Here is an 18512-nt window from a genome sequence, read left to right on the forward strand (position 1 = left end):
CTTTTGTTTCGGGTAAAGCACCATCAGTTCCTCCCCTTTCAAAGGGGGAGGTTAGGAGGGGGTTAAAAAGCTAGCGGGCAAATAAGATGCTTGCAGTATAAAACCACAAACCTCACCCCAACCCTCCCCTTACCAAGGAGAGGGAGGAGATCGTGCAAGCATAAGGCATCTTTGGTTTCAGGTAAGCCCAATTAGTTCCTCTCCTTTTCAAAGGGGGAGGCTAGGAGGGGGGTAAAAAGCTAGCAGACTTATTTTATTCGCTGCTGATACTGATTTATAAGCAGTTGTATTTGGTCCAGCGTGGCTTCGGCTAAACCCGGCTGTCTGATACACTCACTAAGGCTGCCGTAATGCATTTCTAGACATTCTAGTAATAGTTGTCGAATAGCACTTTGATCAGCTTTAAAGGGTAACTTACTTTGTTCGTAACATTGTTCTAAATGCTGTTCTTTTTTAATAAAAAACTCTTCGACTTGTTGTATATCCCACTCGCCACGCCGAATTGCTTTTAATTGTTCTTTATGAAGGGTTAAGTCCATGTCTTGTTCAATAAGAAGCTGTTCTACTTCTAAGAGTAAGCGGACAACGTGATAGGCGAATTTAACGTCGTAACCATATTGTTCAACCATTTTGGCGCGTTTGCCTTCAGGTTGTTTAGTTTTCATTTTATGCATTTGGGCATAAGCGTAACCTTTAAATTTTGCCCAACACCCTTTGTGTAAAAACAGTTTGCGTTGTTCCCGAACTCGTTCGCCCACGGCTGTACTATGTAAAATACAGTTTCTTGGAACATACAAGCTATCCACTATATTTGGGTTGTTATCCATAAGTAAGCGGAAATATTTAGCAATAGAATAGATGGTCAGATCGTATTCTCGACCACGTCCACCTAATGCGGATGAATCATAAATATGGTGTTGCTGATACTGTTGAAACTTTGGTTGTGCTAGGTCAAAGCCTGGAATTTCGCCGCGTAAATGAGGAAATATGTCTGATTTAGGTGGGATCGCAAATCCATATACATCCATATCGGAACTATCATTTGAAACACCATAGGCCATGGAGCCCATGATGACTTCGTAATGTACTGCGTCACTTAAAAATGGAGGAATACCCGGCAGCAGGTTTTTTTTCATTAATTGCTGGGTTGTACTGCTCATAAGCTGACTCTTCGCTATGGGTAAATTATGTACTGCGTGTAAATACGGCCATTTGTGTTGGATAACCGTAGCTTTGGTCATTGGCTCCAATGCCTTCAAGCATTACCTGATAATCATAGTTATCCACAATGCACTGACACCATGTTGTGAATTCTGTTCGTGTCCACTCAAAGCGATGATCACTATGTCTTCGTTGGTTTTCAGATAAACCAAATACTACATTATATTCCTGGTTAGGAGTGGTGATGATGATCAGTTTGGGTTGTGCAATGTTAAAGACATTTTCAATAAATGCTTCGAGTCGGTCTTCATCCATATGCTCAATCATTTCTATACAGCAAATGGCCTCAAATGAAGTCCAGCGGGAATCACTGTAGAATGCAGAGCCATGCCAAAGCTGTATACGATGCTGTTGTCTTTCGGACCAATGTTCTAGGCGAAGTCGGCTACTGGCACGATCTAAAGCTTGGGATGAAACATCAACACCAACGATAGATTTAAATTGCGCATGGCTTGCCAGTAACTTCATTAATTTACCTTCGCCACAACCTAAATCAAGAATGGATTGGACCTGATGGGCAAGTAAGGTATCAATTACTTTTTGCTGTCGTTGTTGATTTAGTGTCAGTGGTTTTTCAAGTTCGGCTTCAGCTTGATCGGCTTTTTCCTCTGCATCAATTTGTTCTGGTGCCAATGCAGCCAAAGCAATTTGAGCATAGTGCTTTTTATGCTTTAAATAACGTAATGATATAAATTCTTTAGCGGGATGTTGCGCTAACCAATCACCCCCGCGTAATAATAATTTTTCAATTTCGTCGGCACTTACCCAGTAGTGTTTGTCGTTATCAAGCACGGGCATTAAAACATATAAATGAGAAAGTAAATCGACTAAACGACATTTGTTTTTTAATGTGACCTGATAATAATGACTATGACCCCATTCTGAAAATTGATTATCGAGGGCAATAGGTTCTGCAGAAATTTCATAACCAAGTGGAGAAAACAACTTTTCTAAAACAGGTTGTCCTCCTCGACAGGGTAATACCGGGATATGAACTGTTAATGGAAGTTTGCTGTCCACTAGTGCTTCACGCTCTTTACTGCGACCTCCCATGGCAGAACGAAAGGCTCTTGCCAAGGCCACACTCATAAAAGAATTAGCTGTATAGGGGCGATCATTTAAATAGTGAGTAAGTTGTTTGGATGACATTGGTCCTCGAAAGGTCCGGACTAAGCCAATAGCATCCACCTCAAGTAAAAGAGCGACCTGGCATTGGTCCTCATCATACTGAGGATAGAAGACATGCGCAGTATTGTGACTTAATGAAAAGCTGTGGATACGATCTGGACTTTTATGTAATAGGTAGCTCAAGTCTGTCGCTTTAATATTGTTTTCAGGATCACTTTGTAAGGATAAGGTTAATAACATTGTAAACGCTCCAACAGGCTTATAAACGTGGATCAACTGGTTCTGCAGACAGTGCAATCACACCTAAAATACATTCATGCACACGCCGTAAAGGCTCTTGACCTACAAAGCGCTGTAAGGCTGCTAGTCCTAATGAAAACTCTTTAATTGCAAGACGACGTTTTTTACCTAATCCTCGTTTCTTTAAGCGAACCAAATTTTCAGGGGCATCATAGTTGGGACCGTAAATTAAACGCAGATACTCTTTGCCACGTACTTTTAATGCAGGTTGAGCCAAGCCCACATTGGTGTGACAGACAAAGTCCATGGGTTTGATCACAATGCCTTCTGATCCCTTTTCGAGTAGGCTCTGCCACCATTGGGTGACTGCTTGGCACTCATGTTCTTCTGCAGGATGAATAATGCGATAATCAGTCGCTTGAATAAGGCCTTTACTGGCTTTAGCCAGATCACTGATATGCGCCATATGCCATTGGTGATTTTTATCGGTATGCATTGCACCTTCACTGGCCATAATATGAAAAGGCGCTAGTTTTAGCTGATTCACTTCAGTTACTGACCAGCAATATTGTTGATAAGCTTGTCTAAAGCCACTGATATGCTGATGGTGTGTTGCAATGCGTTGGTTTAAGCCATTTAAATCAACACCCCTTAATGCTGCTTGCTCAAGGAGCAGATTGGCGACAGGTAAAACATTATTTCCTGCACAACCTACAGCGGCATATTGCTGGCGGATTAATTCTGATGCTTTAAATGACCAGGGCATCAGTTCGCAATCAAGGGTCAACCAGTCAGTCTTGAGTGTATCCCACAGGCCTGCGTTTGTGACGGCTTGTTGAACCTCAAGTAAAAATGTTTGCTCTAATGTGTCATCATTAAAAAATCGCCGTCCTGTCCGTGTATAACAACAACCAATAGCTTCACTTTGAATACCAAATACCCGACGAGAGACATCGGGTGTTTTACAAATTTGCACAATCGCACGCGATCCCATGTGCTTTTCCTGGCAAATTACAGTTTCCACTTCCATCTGTTGGAAATAATCCAACGCTTGTTGTGGATCCTCTAATAAGTCAGCTTCTTCACTCGCATGTGCTGGTGACATGGTAGGGGGTAGGTAGTTTATCCACTTCGGGTTAACGGTAAAGCGGCTAAGGGTTTCCAGCGCGGCAGCCGCGTACTGCTCTTCAATACAAATTTTGTTACGCAGAGGGGTGGTAATAAAACGCTTACCCTGTACATCACTGATGTTCAGTACATCATCATGACGATGTTGCAGGGAGCGTGTATCTTGCTCTTCAAATAAAGGGCGAGAAGGTTCGTAATAAACCTGTGACGCTGGAACACTGACAAGCTCTCGTTCTGGATAACGAAGCGCTGTTAGCTTGCCACCAAAAACACATCCGGTATCAATACAGATTGTATTATTGAAGAACTCAGGCTCAATAGTGGGGGTGTGTCCATAGACGACAAGTGCTTTACCCCGGTAGTCATTTGCCCACTCATAACGAACAGGTAACCCATATTCATCGGTCTCTCCAGTGGTTTCACCGTAGAGAGTAAAAGCGCGTACAGTCCCAGAGGCTCGGCCTTGATAGTGTTCTTTCATGCCTGCGTGAGCAGTAACTAAACGACCATTGTCCAGAACGTAGTGGCTTATTAAGCCATCTAAAAAGCTGGAAACCTGTTGTATAAATGCTTCTGGCTCGCTTTCTAATTGGGCCAGTGTTTGCTCTAAGCCATGATTTACTTTTACTTGCCGGCCTTCCAGCTTACGCTTGAGCTTGTCATCATGGTTACCACTTACACACAGCGCATGTCCTTGGTGAACCATTGACATGACTAAGCGCAAAACCTCAGGGTTTTTCGGGCCACGATCAACAAGATCTCCGACAAAAATAGCTTTGCGTTGAGAGGGGGGAGTAATTGAATAAGGATAAGCAGAATCTGCAGTATTTTGATCTACATGATATCCCAGCTTTGTTAATAGCGTGACTAACTCATCAAAGCAACCGTGGATATCACCAATAATGTCAAAGGGACCTGTCTCGTTTCTTTTATTGGTCCACAGCGGAATGCGCTTGAAACTAACCTGATTGATCTCTTCTTCGCTTTTTAAAATATGGACCTGTGAAAAACCTTCTCGTTTGAGTTGGCGCATTGAACGCTTCAACTGACGGGCTTGATTACGAATGACATGAGGACCAAAATCACGGTCTGGACGTGTTTTGTTGCGTTCTAGACAAGTGGATTCAGCAATATCCAAAACAATAGCCTGGGCTAAACAATGCTGTTTGCGAGCGACTCGAAGTAAAGAACGTCGTGCTGATTCTTGAACGTTTGTAGCATCGACTACCGTCAGCAGTCCACGACGTAATCTACGCTCTGCAATGAGGTGAAGTACATCAAAGGCATCTGCCGAGGCATCTTGTGCATTTTCGTCATCAGAGACGAGGCCTCGGCAAACATCTGAGGATACTATTTCTGTCGATAAAAAATGTTTGCGAGCAAAGGTGCTTTTTCCTGCACCTGAAGTACCTACCAGTAAAATTAATGCAACTTCAGGTATTTGTATTTCTTTTTCTGTCATTATTGTGGTCATTAGCGAATTATCATTTATTAAACATCTTGAGCAGGGCCTAACCCACTCTGTGAGCGTTAGGTGCTACTACTAACTGTGTAAAAGTATTGTCGCCAGTTAAAAGTGTAAGCACGATTTTGCTAATTCTATGCCATGTTTATAACTTATTGATATTGAATGAGTTATTGGTTTGGAAGCCTCTTTGAAATAAACATGATTCTATCTAAATAAATAGAATAATAACTATTTAGATAGTCTAATCAAAGTGTCTTAGGTCAAACTAAATTTTTCGGTTCTCTGTATCATAGCGTGTTTTTATTTAGCGATAACCTCTTTGGAAAACTACATGCAGTTAGATCAGTACGTTTATACGTTTGGCCAGTATCTACGCCAGCGTTTTAATGAGAAGGTTCATAAACTGTCAATTCATGCTGGATTTACCTGCCCAAATCGTGATGGAACCCTGGGCATTGGTGGTTGCACATTTTGTAATAATGCTTCATTTAATAGTGAAGTAAAGACAAATAAAAATATAAGCGAGCAGTTAAGCTCTGCAAAAGAAAATGTGCGAGCTAAAAAATATTTAGCCTATTTTCAAGCTTATACGAATACCTATGCTGAAGTGTCAGCTCTGCGACAAATGTACGAAGAGGCATTACAGAGCAACAATATTGTTGGTTTATGTGTTGGGACACGTCCTGATTGTCTTCCTGAAAGTGTTTTGTCATTACTTTCAAGTTATCAACAACAAGGTTATGAAGTTTGGTTAGAGCTTGGCTTACAAACTGCAAACGATATGACATTGCAGCGTATTAACCGAGGGCATAATTTTGCAGCCTATGTTGATGCCGTTAAACGAATACAACAGTATGAGCTTAATATTTGTACGCATTTGATTGTAGGTTTGCCTGGTGAAACTGCTCAAGAGAGCTTTGACACATTGGCAAAAGTAATTGACTTAGGTTGTGAAGGGTTAAAGTTACATCCCTTAATGATTGTTAAGGGGAGTCAAATGGCTAAGCAGTGGAAAAATGGATTGTTATCAATACTGACTGCTGATGAGTATGCAGAGATTGCTGCAGAAATGATCCGCCATACGCCTAAAGAAATAGTTTTTCATCGAGTATCAGCAACGGCAAAACGGCCAACATTATTAGCACCTGAGTGGTGTAATAATCGCTGGCCAGTCATTAATCAAATTGTTAAACATCTTAATGAAAAAGGAGGTCAAGGCAGTGGATTAACTTAATATTATTTCATTTTTGAAAACACAAGTTGGCGAATTAAGTTATGGTCGAATGAGTCGATCGGTTTTATCATTTAATGACCGTATATCATTTTTAATATCTTCTGTGATTTCATTCACCCTGTTTTTTTCAAGCGCAATAAGTTCAGTAATATGTTGTATATTTTGGCTGTTTTGGTCAATTCGCTTGTCAATTGTTCCCCCCCAAACAAATAATGAAATAATAACGGTCACAGTGCTGATTATGTGAGTCATATTGACTGTTTTATCAAGCTGCCAGTGTCCATGCGGTATTGTATGTGGCTGCATGTTGCTCTCCAAATAGTCTTACATTTTTGCTTACACCTCAAAACTGTGTACTAAGGGTGTAGTCATTAGTAGAGTAGTGAATAGTAGAAGAGGCTGGTAGGTGAAAAATTTCAATTTTTTTTGTAAGAGAAATGAAAAACGAATACTGTCAGCCAAATTTTGACTGACAGCCTTTATATAAAGTTAGGAGAGGTTAGTGCTTCTTATAGTTCTCGAACAAAATATTGTAAACATGACGTCGTGTAATACCAAATGTTAATGCTAATCTATCAATTGAGTAGCCGTCGCCATGATACTTTTTAATCAGAGCATTGCGTGATCGTATAAAAATGGATTTGCGAGGTAGTTCAACGGTTTCCCCTGAAAAATGTTCACAGAGAAGCTTTGCACTTTCATGGCCTATAGCCAGTGAAAGAGGATGGTCAGGTCTTGCATCATGGGGAATGTAAACCCTGGCACCGCCTAAGCGTTGTGCTAACGTAAGGGTGGCATCTAATCCTATGATATTGGCAGCGTTTTTTAGAAATCCTGGTAACTCTGTTTCGTATAAAGTTTGTGTGTTCATTTGTTATTCCTAGTAAGATAGTCTTTTGTAAACTCGCAAAGAATATTTATAAGTTGTTCTTTGTTTCGCTACGCCTTTTCAGCGGAGAGCCAGTCATTATTTGCGAGAATGGATTCCTCTAAGGGAAAGAAGTACGCCATCTTTTGAACTCTTCATTGTATAATATTCAATAGGTCATTTTGTTTGTGAAGAGCCCTGCATGGCTTAATAAACTCTTATAGGGAAAAAACATACCTAATACTGCAGGCAAAAGCGTTTTAAGTCACATCTTTGTGTGTTATCACGCGTTATATGTACAAACTAGGTATTACTATTAGGTCAAAATTTTTTATAGTTCAATTCATTTGTATTACTTTAGGTATACTCATTGAGTACTGTTTTATACGTAAATTTAAAACAAGATTATCCCTCCTACGTTTTAAACAATTATTAAAGAGCGTATTGATAGTTGTTACTGTCTAAAAGTTAAACGTTTGCACTCCTTATCTGGTTAGTATTCATCTTTGAGGGTATAGTCAGGTTTTGGGTATGCTCCATACCCGTAATTTTCTCACCTCCTTGAGCTTCATTGTAAGTCTTCAATTTTACAACTAAAAGTTGTTATAATCAACTGGAAGTTGTTTACTATGATTGTCACAAAATGGACATGTGGTGTAGTATGCGCGCACCCTGATAACTGCTTGGCTGTGGGTATCTCTGGCTATGGGATATATAGTACCGTGACTTAGAAATAACACGGATACAGAAAGAGATCGTACAAGCATGTGTTGAATATTTTTTAGGCAGCATAACTATGATTGGCGAAAGAGTGAAATTAGCGCGGGAGCATTTTTCCCTGACACAGGATGAGTTAGCTTGTGCTATCAACATCTCTCAGACGGCTATTTACAAGATTGAAGATGGTTTAACGCAAAACCCTCGCTGTCTAGGGAAACTTGCAGAAGTGTTGAAGGTCTCTCCTGAGTGGCTGCAATTTGGCATCAATCCACCTGGCTGGCTTAAGCATTCGCAGCGAACAACACAGGCGGTAAACTCTATAGAGGATGGGTATCCCTTATTGAGCTGGGTCCAGGCGGGGGCATGGCAGCCCATTGATGAGGTCGAGCTTTACGAAGCAAAGCGGCTGTGTTGCCCTGTTAAGTGCAGTGCCGATACCTTTGTGCTTAGAGTTCAAGGGGTCAGTATGGAACCTATGTTTCATGAAGATGATTTAATTTTTGTTGACCCTAATGTCGATTGCCGTAGTGGCTCGTTTATCATTGCTCGGTTAGATGACCATAATGAGGCGACGTTTAAACAGCTCATTATTGAAGGTGGACAGCGTTATTTGAAGCCACTGAATCCTGACTGGCCTGAGAAGATTATTCCCTTTAAAGGAGAGTCGTGTTCTGTTGTGGGTACCATCGTTTTTGCTGGGCGAGTGTTTACTTAAAACTATAAGTTGTTTTTGGTTGTACCTTATCGACTTTATAAGGCCTCTTTTCGGTCATCATAATGCTACCTTAATTGTTTTATTTATGGTTTTATACCCTAATATTTTTATAGCAATATTAAGAGCCTATTACTTAAATAATTAAAAGATAATTTTTAACTAATAGAAATATAAAATTAACTAAGTCTAAAAACTATGCCACAAAGATATAACTATTTGCTTTAGTTTTCTTACCTTCAATTACAACATAAAAATTTTACTCAATTAAATCCTATCTATACTGATACCTGTTGAACAAAAAAATCGACGTTATAAAAGTGCATATTAAAGCTGATTGTGATTATCGAAATAAGTTATTCAGATATATAAGCTTTATAGAGGTGATACTGAAACTCAAAAAACTATTCAAGTAAAATAGGGTTAAGGATTTAATGAAACAGGGAGACAGTTTATGCTTCATATGACATTGAAATGCTATATGCGTTTTATTCTTCCAGTTATTATCACTTTATTTTCTACGTCACTTTACTCTTTTGAGCGAAATGAGCTAGTTCTGCTGAATGCACCTACTGCAACTTCGTTTATAAGGGGTACAGATGAAAGAGTAACCTATCATATTGTTGATGGCTTAGCTATTTATGGTGGTGATATTATCCTTGGTGAACACAAGGATATTCAAAAAAATGGTATTGCTCCGTGGACGGTTAAATCTTGGTCGAGCAGTGAAGATGTTCAGTCTGGTGCACCTTCAACGAATACTAGGCTTCGCTGGCCGAATGGTATTTTATATTATTCGTTTAATAGCAGTTATCCCTCTCAATACCGTCAAAGGGTAAGGGATGCATTAAAGTATGTTGAGGGTATGACCAATGTTAAGTTTGTTGAAGATAGCCGACAGCGAAACAGAGTTGTTGTCGAAAATGGATCAGGTTGTTGGTCTTACGTGGGTATGCTTGGTGGAACGCAAAGACTGTCGCTAAGTACCAATGGTTGTGTAATTCGTGCGATAGTAGGACATGAGTTTATGCATGCTTTGGGGATTTATCACGAGCAATCACGTAAAGATAGAGATAAGTATGTCACCATTCATTGGAATAATATTCAAAGTGGTATGGAAGGTAACTTCCAAAAACAGTCTGATACTGATACGACTGCCACATCATATGATTATTATTCTGTTATGCATTACCATGCTTGGGCATTTGCCAAAAATAGAAACCAGCCAACAATTTCACCTAAAGACCCTAATATACCTTTAGATGATTTAGGTAATTATGACGGCTTAACGAAGAGTGATGCTAAAACAATTAATTGGATGTATCCAAGTGAGACCAACGAAAAACCAAAAATTGAAATGAAAGTCAGTAGTGCAGAAATTAAGAAAAATCAGGTTTATGATTTAGTGGTAGATTTTTACGATGATGGCGGTGTAGAAAAGCTTAAAATTGGAGCACAGTCAGATAATCTTGCTTTGCTACCTGATAGTAATATTTTAATTGAGAAAGGTGATACTCCAAGCCAGCGTTTAATTGTAATGGCGCCTGCCAAAGATATGACAGGTGTTGCTAAGGTAACCATCAGAGCCGCTGATGAACAGGGAGAGGAAACTAGTGCAGTTTTCAAATTAACAGTGAAAGATAATGATCCTGGGCCTGATAAAAAATACACAATGATTGTTTCGGCCTTAGGTGCTTGCGTAACACTAGAAAAATCTGATGATGGAAAAATATTTCCAGTGAAGCCCGTATACTGTCAGGCAGATAAAAACCAGTTATGGTCTGTTGAAACTAATGGCTTTATACGCTCAAAAGTTGATAAGGAAGTTTGTTTACAAGTATCAGAAGTAAGCCGTGGACAGATTGTTTTTGCTGCAAAATGTGTAGATGATGACAATAACCGTTGGGCAGTAGAAAAAGAATTTATTCGAAATCTTGCAAATAGAGATTTAGTGTTGGATTACTATATTAGCTCCCTGAAATTTGGTTTATGGGATTTTCACGGTGGCAATAATCAAAAATGGTTTTTTGTTAAGAAAGAGCAGCTTTATAGTTTACCGTTGTTGTTACCAGGCGTGTTCTAAGATGGGTATCTTACTTTGTAATCTCGATACTGTGTAATGAAGCTGCAATAAGTATTAGTAAGGAAATCTAAACCAGCCTTATAAGGCTGGTTTTTTATAAGTTGTTGTTGCTACAGTGAAGGGTACAGTCAGCATTTCTGCTTACGACGGTTGCTTTCTGCATCGAGTAGAAGAATAAGCTAAGTTATTAATGATATGTACTCTAATCAAATAGGCTTGAAGTATGGAATCGGTCGTTCAATGGTTAAAGAAAAATAAAATAACGGAAGTTGAGTGTCTTATATCTGATTTTACTGGTATTGCCCGCGGCAAAATTATGCCAGCAGATAAATTCTGTAAAGAAAAGGGAGTCCGACTACCTGAAAGTGTGCTGATCCAAACGGTAACAGGTGATTACCTTGATGAAGAACCGTACTACGATGTCATTGACCCTGCAGAAGTAGATGTAAGGCTGCGGCCTGATGAGACTGCTATCTACCTTGTACCATGGGCGCTAGAGCCTACAGCGCAAATTATCCATGATGTTTATGATAAAAAAGGTAATCTTATTGAGCTATCACCGCGTAACTTACTAAAAAAAGTACTTAAACTGTATTCCGGCAAAGGCTGGCAGCCAATCGTTGCGCCAGAGCTGGAGTTTTATTTGACTCAAATGAATGTTAATCCAGATCACCCATTGGAACCTCCTGTTGGTCGCTCGGGTCGTCAGGAAACCGGTAGACAGTCCTACAGTATTGATGCAGTGAATGAGTTTGATCCACTGTTTGAAGATATCTATGACTACTGTGAAGCACAACAGTTAGATGTGGATACTCTTATCCACGAAGAGGGGACAGCCCAGATGGAAATAAACTTCCGTCATGGTAGTCCGCTTGAGCTAGCAGATCAGGTTTTTTTATTTAAGCGCACTGTGCGAGAAGTTGCCTTAAAGCACAATATGACAGCGACGTTTATGGCTAAGCCTATATCCGATGAACCTGGTAGTGCTATGCATGTGCATCAAAGTATTCATGAGCAGAAAACGTTACGTAATATCTTCACTGGAGATAATGGGGAAAATACAGATTTTTTTTACGGCTATATTGCAGGCTTGCAAAAGTATATGCCTTCAGCAATGCCTTTATTTGCCCCCAATGTAAATTCTTACCGGCGTTTTTTACCAGGGGAGTCCGCGCCTGTGAATGTTGAATGGGGCGTGGATAATCGCACAGTTGCACTCCGTGTTCCTGACTCAGAAGGGGAAAATAAGCGTGTTGAAAATCGTCTACCAGGGGCTGATGCAAACCCTTATCTTGCCATCGCTGGTTCTTTACTGTGTGGTTACATGGGCATGAGTGAAGGGTTATACCCTACTGCGCCTTTTGAGGGTAGTGCATACGACTCAGAAAGTATGCGTTTACCTCTAAGTCTTGAACATGCACTTATGATGCTTGAAGACTGCCAGCCATTATGTGAAATGTTAGGTAAAAAGTTTGTCAGGGCTTATATAGCGGTTAAAGAAGCTGAAAGTGAAAACTTTAAGCGGATTATAAGTTCTTGGGAACGAAAGTACTTACTGATGACAGTTTAAGTATTTGTTTAATGTATGTTAACCAACCCTGATGAAATGTTATGCTGTGGCGATGCTCTTTACACACATCTCTGAGGGTGAGTTGCGTCAGTAACTTAGCATTAACAATTAAAAGCAGTGAGTCTTTTCATACTCTACACTGAGATTACAAAGCGAAGCGAGCCTTCCCAACATGGTGTGCTACGAGTAAACACTTAGAGGTTTGTGTTCATTCAACCAGATAAGGACGGCTAATGATCAAGAAGTTAGTGTCATGGGGAGTGATTTGTACCGTAACAGTATTACAAAGCGTTAGTCTTTTAGCTGAGGAGCAACAAAAGGCGAGGTTACATGTATACAACTGGAATGATTATATAGCGCAAAGCACGATTCCTGTCTTCGAAGAGCGAACGGGAATAAAAATTGTCTATGATGTCTATGACAGCAACGAGGTTTTGGAGGCTAAAGTATTAGCGGGTAGTTCAGGTTTTGATATTGTTGTGCCTTCAGACAACCCGTTTTTTGCTAATCAAATCAAAGCATCTGCTTATCAGCCTTTAGACAAGTCAAAGCTTCCTAATTTGGATAAGTTAGATCCTGCTTTATTAGCTAAAGTGTCTGCAAGTGCTGATCCTGGCAACAAATATGGAATTCCTTATTTGTGGGGCACAACGGGCATTGGCTATAACCTAAAAAAAGTCCAGGAAGTGCTTGGCGCAGATGTACCATTAGATAGCTGGGATCTAGTGTTTAATTCCAAAAATATGGAAAAGCTGGCGCGCTGTGGTGTAAGTTTTTTAGATGCACCTTTAGAAATCATTCCTACTGCATTAAAATACCTCGGCCTTGATCCCAACAGTACCAATAAGGCTGATTACCTCAAGGCAACTGAACTCCTTCTGGCTGTTCGTCCCTATGTAACCTACTTTCACTCATCCAAGTATATTGCTGATTTAGCAAATGGTGACATCTGTGTGGCTATAGGTTTTTCTGGCGATATTTTGCAAGCACGGGATCGAGCAGAGGAAGCTAACAATGGGATAGCTATTCAGTATGTTATCCCCAAAGAGGGGGCACAGTTGTGGTTTGATATGCTCGCAATCCCAGCAGATGCCAAGCATGTAGACGAAGCCTATGCTTTTTTGAATTACTTGCTTGAGCCTGAAACTATTGCTCAAATCACCAACTATGTGTCTTATGCCAACCCCAATTTGGTGGCGAATGAATACGTAGATGAAGAAATTAAGAATGACCCTGGGATATACCCTCCTCCCGATATCAGAAAAAACTTATATAAGACGGCCGTATTACCCAAAAAAATCAACCGTATCATTACTCGGTCTTGGACGAGAGTGAAATCGGGACGCTGATGTGTCACCTGTTTAATAGCAATTAAGCTAAGGTTACACACGTATAGGGGGAGAGCCAGTAAAGCTCTCCTTTCTTAGTTTTGGATGTATACCCTTCGCGAATGCGTTTTAGGCTTTTATCTTCGTTATTCACCCCAGGCACTTATTATTTATAAGCTCCTGGGGCTACATTACTCGATGGGCTTGCCTAAAAAGCACTCGTACTGGCTATAGTAATCCAGCAATGGAGAGTTCAATGTCTATTGCATCTGGTAACACATATACCAATGGTAATCATGCCCAGCGCAACGAAGTTTTGGTAAAGCTTGATCGGCTAACGAAAAAGTTTGGCGATACGGTTGCAGTCGATGATGTCAGTTTGACGATTAAGAAGGGTGAAATTTTTGCCTTGTTGGGTGGTTCAGGCTCAGGAAAGTCAACATTACTAAGAATGTTGGCAGGATTTGAAATGCCTTCGGAAGGGCGCATTTTTCTGGATGGTCAAGATATTACTGCATTGCCGCCTTATGAACGGCCTATCAATATGATGTTTCAGTCTTATGCGTTATTTCCTCATATGACTGTCGAGCAAAATATCGCTTTTGGCTTGAAGCAAGACAAGCTACCTAAGCCTGACATAAGAGCGCGTGTTCAGGAGTTACTGCGTTTGGTGCATATGGAAAAATATGCAAAACGCAAACCCCATCAATTGTCGGGTGGACAAAAGCAACGGGTTGCTTTGGCAAGAAGCCTGGCCAAAAGACCAAAGTTATTGTTACTGGATGAGCCCATGGGGGCTTTGGATAAAAAGTTACGCACCCAAATGCAGCTCGAAGTAGTGACTATTCTAGAAGAAGTGGGCGTGACCTGCGTTATGGTTACGCACGACCAGGAAGAAGCCATGACCATGGCAGAAAGAATAGGCATTATGAATGATGGCTGGATTGTCCAGGTAGGTACACCTGTTGATATTTATGAAACCCCTAACTGTCGGATGACGGCTGAGTTTATTGGTTCGGTGAATATCTTTAATGGAACCATTACCAAAGAAGAAGCCGACCATGTCATTATCAACTCTGCAGAGTTGAGTAATGCTATCCATATTGACCACGGGATTATGGCACCGTTAGATGAGCGAACAGTTTATGTGGCGGTTCGGCCTGAAAAAACGCTGATCACCAAAGAGCGCCCTGAGCAAGAGTTTAACTGGTCGAAAGGTATCGTCCACGATATTGCTTATTTGGGTGGGCACTCGGTTTATTATGTGAAACTACCCTCTGGCATGATTGTGCAGTCTATGATGGCGAACTCTGAACGGAGTATGGGACGTCCAACATGGGATGAGTCTGTATATATAAGTTGGGAGTCCAGCAGTGGGGTAGTGTTGACGTCATGAAGTATCTTTTACGCTTTTTGCCAAATGGAAGAACGCTGGTTATAAGTATTCCCTTTCTATGGCTGCTATTCTTCTTCTTTGTACCGTTTATTATTGTCCTTAAAATCAGCTTTTCTGAAGCTGAAGTCGCCATACCACCTTACTCGGAAATTTTTCAGTTTGCTGATGACACTCTGAGTATCTTATTAAACTTAGGCAATTATGTTTTTTTGTCTGAGGATGAGCTTTACTGGTCAGCATATTTAAGCTCAGTCAAAATTGCCTTTATTTCATCACTGGCTTGTTTGTGTATAGGCTATCCAATGGCTTATGCCATGGCTCGAGCCAACCAGCGTACACAAACAATACTGTTGTTACTTATCCTGTTACCCTCATGGACATCTTTTTTGATTCGAGTGTATGCCTGGATTGGTATTTTAAAAAATAATGGACTTATCAATAACTTGCTCATGTGGCTTGGCCTGATTGATAGTCCATTGCCAATGTTAAATACTAACTTTGCAGTATATATAGGCATTGTATATACCTACTTGCCTTTTATGGTTTTGCCACTCTATGCAAATCTCATCAAGCTCGATCATAGTTTATTAGAAGCTGCATCAGATCTTGGTTGTAAGCCATGGAAAGTCTTCTTTGAAGTGACATTACCTCTGTCCAGAAATGGCATCATTGCAGGTTCAATGCTGGTTTTTATTCCTGTTGTTGGCGAGTTTGTTATTCCTGAGCTGTTGGGGGGACCGGAGTCATTAATGATTGGTAAGGTACTATGGCAGGAGTTTTTTAATAATCGTGACTGGCCTATTGCTGCTGCATTGGCAATTGTCATGTTGGCGATTTTGAGTGTTCCCATTGCTTACTTTAACCATCATCAAGCAAAAGAAATGGAAGGATGAATATGGCTAGCCGCAAACTGACGTTTTCTAATGTGGTGTTATGCTTGGGGTTAGCATTTCTTTATCTACCCATGTTTATCCTTGTTCTATATTCCTTCAATGCTTCCAAACTGGTTACTGTATGGGCGGGCTTTTCTGGCAAGTGGTATGTAGAGCTTTTTGCGGATGATCAACTTATGTCGGCTGTTTGGATGAGCTTGAGGATTGCTTTCTTTAGCTCGTGTATGGCTGTTATTTTAGGCACGATGGCCGCATTTGTGATGACACGTTTTCACCGTTTTCGAGGCAAGCCTCTATTTAGTGGAATGATTACAGCACCACTAGTCATGCCTGATGTAATCACTGGCCTGTCATTGCTGCTACTTTTTGTCGCTATGTTTCAATTAACTGGCTGGCCTGTAGAGCGGGGTATGCTAACCATATGGATTGCCCATGTGACCTTTTCATCGGCATATGTGGCAGTTGTTGTATCGTCACGCTTAAGAGAGGTGGATACCTCTATCGAAGAAGCGGCTATGGATTTAGGTGCAACGCCATTTAAAACGTTTTTCCTCATTACTATCCCTGTTATTGCACCTGCAATTGCTGCAGGCTGGCTGTTGGCGTTTACGCTTTCTTTAGATGATTTGGTCATAGCTAGCTTTGTCTCAGGACCTGGCTCTACCACACTACCTATGGTGGTTTTTTCATCGGTCAGGCTGGGTGTTAGTCCTAAAATAAACGCACTTGCCACTCTCTTTATTCTTGTAGTGTCTCTTGCGGCATTCATTGCATGGTGGCTGGCAAGGAGAGCAGAAGCTAGAAGACGTAGTCCACTTCATGTTGAAGAGGAAGAAAGTTGGACAAAGCATTTATCCAATCAACGTTGAGCTAAATTAAACATGTTACTGGATTATTTAAACACCCACAGAAAATAATTGGGCTACAAAAAAAATATAACCACACCAAAATCCCAGGTGTGGTTTTTTAGATAATCAAATAAGTTAACGCGAAGATTTATTTTTTGCCTTCTATTAATAAAAAATGCTGATGACTTTAGTCAAAGGTGTCAGTTTGTTACAAATATCAATAGGTTTTTAATAAAAAGGCTGTGCCGTGTTTTAGAGTCCTAAAATTTAATTTATTTAGTGATGCAGAGCATAACCTTATTCATAAGGGATGAATTAATAATGGGGGAATTGGTCTATCAGTAAAGGTTAGACTTAGAGGGAAAATCATGAAAAAGTGGCTTCTGATGCTTTTAGGCGCAGCGCCACTAATGGTGTTTGCTGCTCAAAAGACCAATGAGCTGGTAAATATTGTTAAAGAGCAACCGTTAAGATCCGTTTCTGTTGCCGCGCCTGAAAGAGATAAGTTTAGTAATAAAGATGGTTCGGGTTTTTATTGGGAACTATTAAAAACAATATACGAGCCGTTAGGTATTGAATTAAAACACCTTAGTATGCCTTCGGCTCGAGCACTTAAAATTGCCGACCAAAAATACCAGCTGCTTGATGGCTTGATTGCTCAGCCAAAACTGACAGGTTATGACTTATTATTACCCAAGTATGCTACTCATACTGAAAAGATTAGTGTTGTGTACAAAAAACGGGTTATTTGGAAGTGGACAGGTAAAGCGTTACTTAAGCATAGAATTGTGACTTGGCCTGTTGGTATGAACCTTATTGGAAAAGATAAAAGGAACTTTAAGTTAAGAGAGTTCAAAACAGATAAAGAAGCTGTTGAGCTGGTTGATACTGGTAAGGTGCACTTCTTGATTGATAAATCTTATAAAATCCAAGCATTATTTGATGAAGGCTTATTGGACAAAGAAAGGTTTGAGATCGCAGACTTTGAAACTGAGCAAGAAGCTTTTATTGCATTTGTTAACCGGGACCACTCTCGTTATCTAATCAAGATATTTAATACAAGGATCGAAGAACTATTCAAGGTGGGTAAACTACAAGCGATTTATGATAAGTGGAATATCCCTATGCCTAAAAGCTTAAAGACTCAACTTACAGTGAATGATACATGATGTTTTTTGCTTACATCTAAGCTGAGAAGTAACAATATATTAATATGGTTAAATTTTGCACAGCTGTTTGTGGGTGTATTTCATGACCAAGAAGTTACACCTGTCTTCTTATGTAAGATTTGTTAAGAATTCAATTGACATAGTCAACAAATAGCTTATACTGCGCACCACTTCTTCAGCGGTAACGCTTTTCAAGTCCCGACGCCCAGAGGGTTTCACCGAATATAGATGGTGAGTAAGTCTCTTTTGATGTGCGTCAAACGTCGTCCAGTAGGATGGCGAAAAACAGGGGATTGACAAGGTTATCGAAAGCGCTAGAATGCGCGGCCGCTGAGAGGCGAGTTGGGTTGTGATTGAGGTTGAAATAAAATTCAACACGCAGCTTGACAAAACAAGGCGAGGCAGTAGAATAGCCGGCCTTGGTTGAGACCAGCGCTTAACCAAAGTTCTTTAACAAATGATCAAGTAATTCGTGTGGGTGCTTACGATGACGGATTAGGATACTG

14 protein-coding genes are annotated in these 18512 nt (G+C 40.4%); 9 read left to right on the top strand and 5 right to left on the bottom strand.

Translation table 11 applies throughout. The features are described from left to right. Window positions 1-248: 248 nt before the first annotated feature. The 3 genes from KHS79_RS14370 to KHS79_RS14380 are packed head-to-tail and all read right to left on the bottom strand — an operon-like array spanning window position 249 to window position 5191. Window positions 249-1160 carry a nucleotidyltransferase domain-containing protein gene (locus KHS79_RS14370; RefSeq protein ID WP_212719898.1) on the bottom strand — a complete coding sequence of 304 codons (912 nt, stop codon included), beginning with the start codon at window positions 1158-1160 and terminating at the stop codon, window positions 249-251. A 25-nt stretch (window positions 1161-1185) separates the two neighbouring features. Beyond that, the gene (locus KHS79_RS14375; RefSeq protein WP_212719899.1) at window positions 1186-2589 is read right to left on the bottom strand and encodes a 3' terminal RNA ribose 2'-O-methyltransferase Hen1; all 1404 of its coding nucleotides are present in this window, start codon (window positions 2587-2589) and stop codon (window positions 1186-1188) included. A 19-nt stretch (window positions 2590-2608) separates the two neighbouring features. Continuing rightward, window positions 2609-5191: a polynucleotide kinase-phosphatase gene (locus KHS79_RS14380; RefSeq protein ID WP_212719900.1), complete on the bottom strand. Its 2583-nt coding sequence runs from the start codon at window positions 5189-5191 to the stop codon at window positions 2609-2611. A 325-nt stretch (window positions 5192-5516) separates the two neighbouring features. Here KHS79_RS14380 and KHS79_RS14385 point away from each other — a divergent pair, with 325 nt between their 5' ends. Continuing rightward, the gene (locus tag KHS79_RS14385) at window positions 5517-6419 is read left to right on the top strand and encodes a TIGR01212 family radical SAM protein (RefSeq protein WP_212719901.1); all 903 of its coding nucleotides are present in this window, start codon (window positions 5517-5519) and stop codon (window positions 6417-6419) included. 39 nt (window positions 6420-6458) lie between these two features. Here the strand turns inward: KHS79_RS14385 and KHS79_RS14390 are convergent, their stop codons facing one another. Next, on the bottom strand, window positions 6459-6725 hold the full coding sequence (locus KHS79_RS14390) for a hypothetical protein (RefSeq protein ID WP_027708763.1): 267 nt from the start codon (window positions 6723-6725) through the stop codon (window positions 6459-6461). A 193-nt stretch (window positions 6726-6918) separates the two neighbouring features. Next, complete coding sequence (locus KHS79_RS14395; protein WP_051311526.1) at window positions 6919-7290, bottom strand: Mor transcription activator family protein; 372 nt, start codon at window positions 7288-7290, stop codon at window positions 6919-6921. Window positions 7291-8083: 793 nt separating this feature from the next. Between KHS79_RS14395 and KHS79_RS14400 the strand changes: the two genes are divergently transcribed. The 8 genes from KHS79_RS14400 (at window position 8084) to KHS79_RS14435 (ending at window position 18006) form a co-directional block, all read left to right on the top strand. Beyond that, window positions 8084-8722: a LexA family protein gene (locus KHS79_RS14400; protein WP_212719902.1), complete on the top strand. Its 639-nt coding sequence runs from the start codon at window positions 8084-8086 to the stop codon at window positions 8720-8722. 451 nt (window positions 8723-9173) lie between these two features. Further along, window positions 9174-10802: a M12 family metallopeptidase gene (locus KHS79_RS14405; protein ID WP_212719903.1), complete on the top strand. Its 1629-nt coding sequence runs from the start codon at window positions 9174-9176 to the stop codon at window positions 10800-10802. Window positions 10803-11025: 223 nt separating this feature from the next. Continuing rightward, a complete protein-coding gene (locus tag KHS79_RS14410; protein WP_212719904.1) occupies window positions 11026-12372 on the top strand; it encodes a glutamine synthetase family protein in 1347 nt (448 codons plus the stop codon). A 233-nt stretch (window positions 12373-12605) separates the two neighbouring features. Continuing rightward, window positions 12606-13721 (top strand): extracellular solute-binding protein, encoded by a 1116-nt coding sequence (locus KHS79_RS14415; RefSeq protein ID WP_212719906.1) that lies wholly within the window; start codon window positions 12606-12608, stop codon window positions 13719-13721. A 235-nt stretch (window positions 13722-13956) separates the two neighbouring features. Further along, entirely contained in the window at window positions 13957-15096 is a 1140-nt protein-coding gene (gene potA, locus KHS79_RS14420) for a polyamine ABC transporter ATP-binding protein (protein WP_027710058.1), read from the top strand. Then, on the top strand, window positions 15093-15989 hold the full coding sequence (locus tag KHS79_RS14425; RefSeq protein ID WP_212719907.1) for an ABC transporter permease subunit: 897 nt from the start codon (window positions 15093-15095) through the stop codon (window positions 15987-15989). Before potA ends, KHS79_RS14425 begins: the two co-directional genes overlap by 4 nt. A gap of 2 nt (window positions 15990-15991) precedes the next feature. Next, window positions 15992-16858 carry an ABC transporter permease subunit gene (locus tag KHS79_RS14430; protein WP_212719908.1) on the top strand — a complete coding sequence of 289 codons (867 nt, stop codon included), beginning with the start codon at window positions 15992-15994 and terminating at the stop codon, window positions 16856-16858. 347 nt (window positions 16859-17205) lie between these two features. Next, window positions 17206-18006 carry a transporter substrate-binding domain-containing protein gene (locus KHS79_RS14435; protein ID WP_212719909.1) on the top strand — a complete coding sequence of 267 codons (801 nt, stop codon included), beginning with the start codon at window positions 17206-17208 and terminating at the stop codon, window positions 18004-18006. Window positions 18007-18512: the final 506 nt, after the last annotated feature.

Source organism: Zooshikella ganghwensis (assembly GCF_018263875.1).
Taxonomy (GTDB): domain Bacteria; phylum Pseudomonadota; class Gammaproteobacteria; order Pseudomonadales; family Zooshikellaceae; genus Zooshikella; species Zooshikella ganghwensis.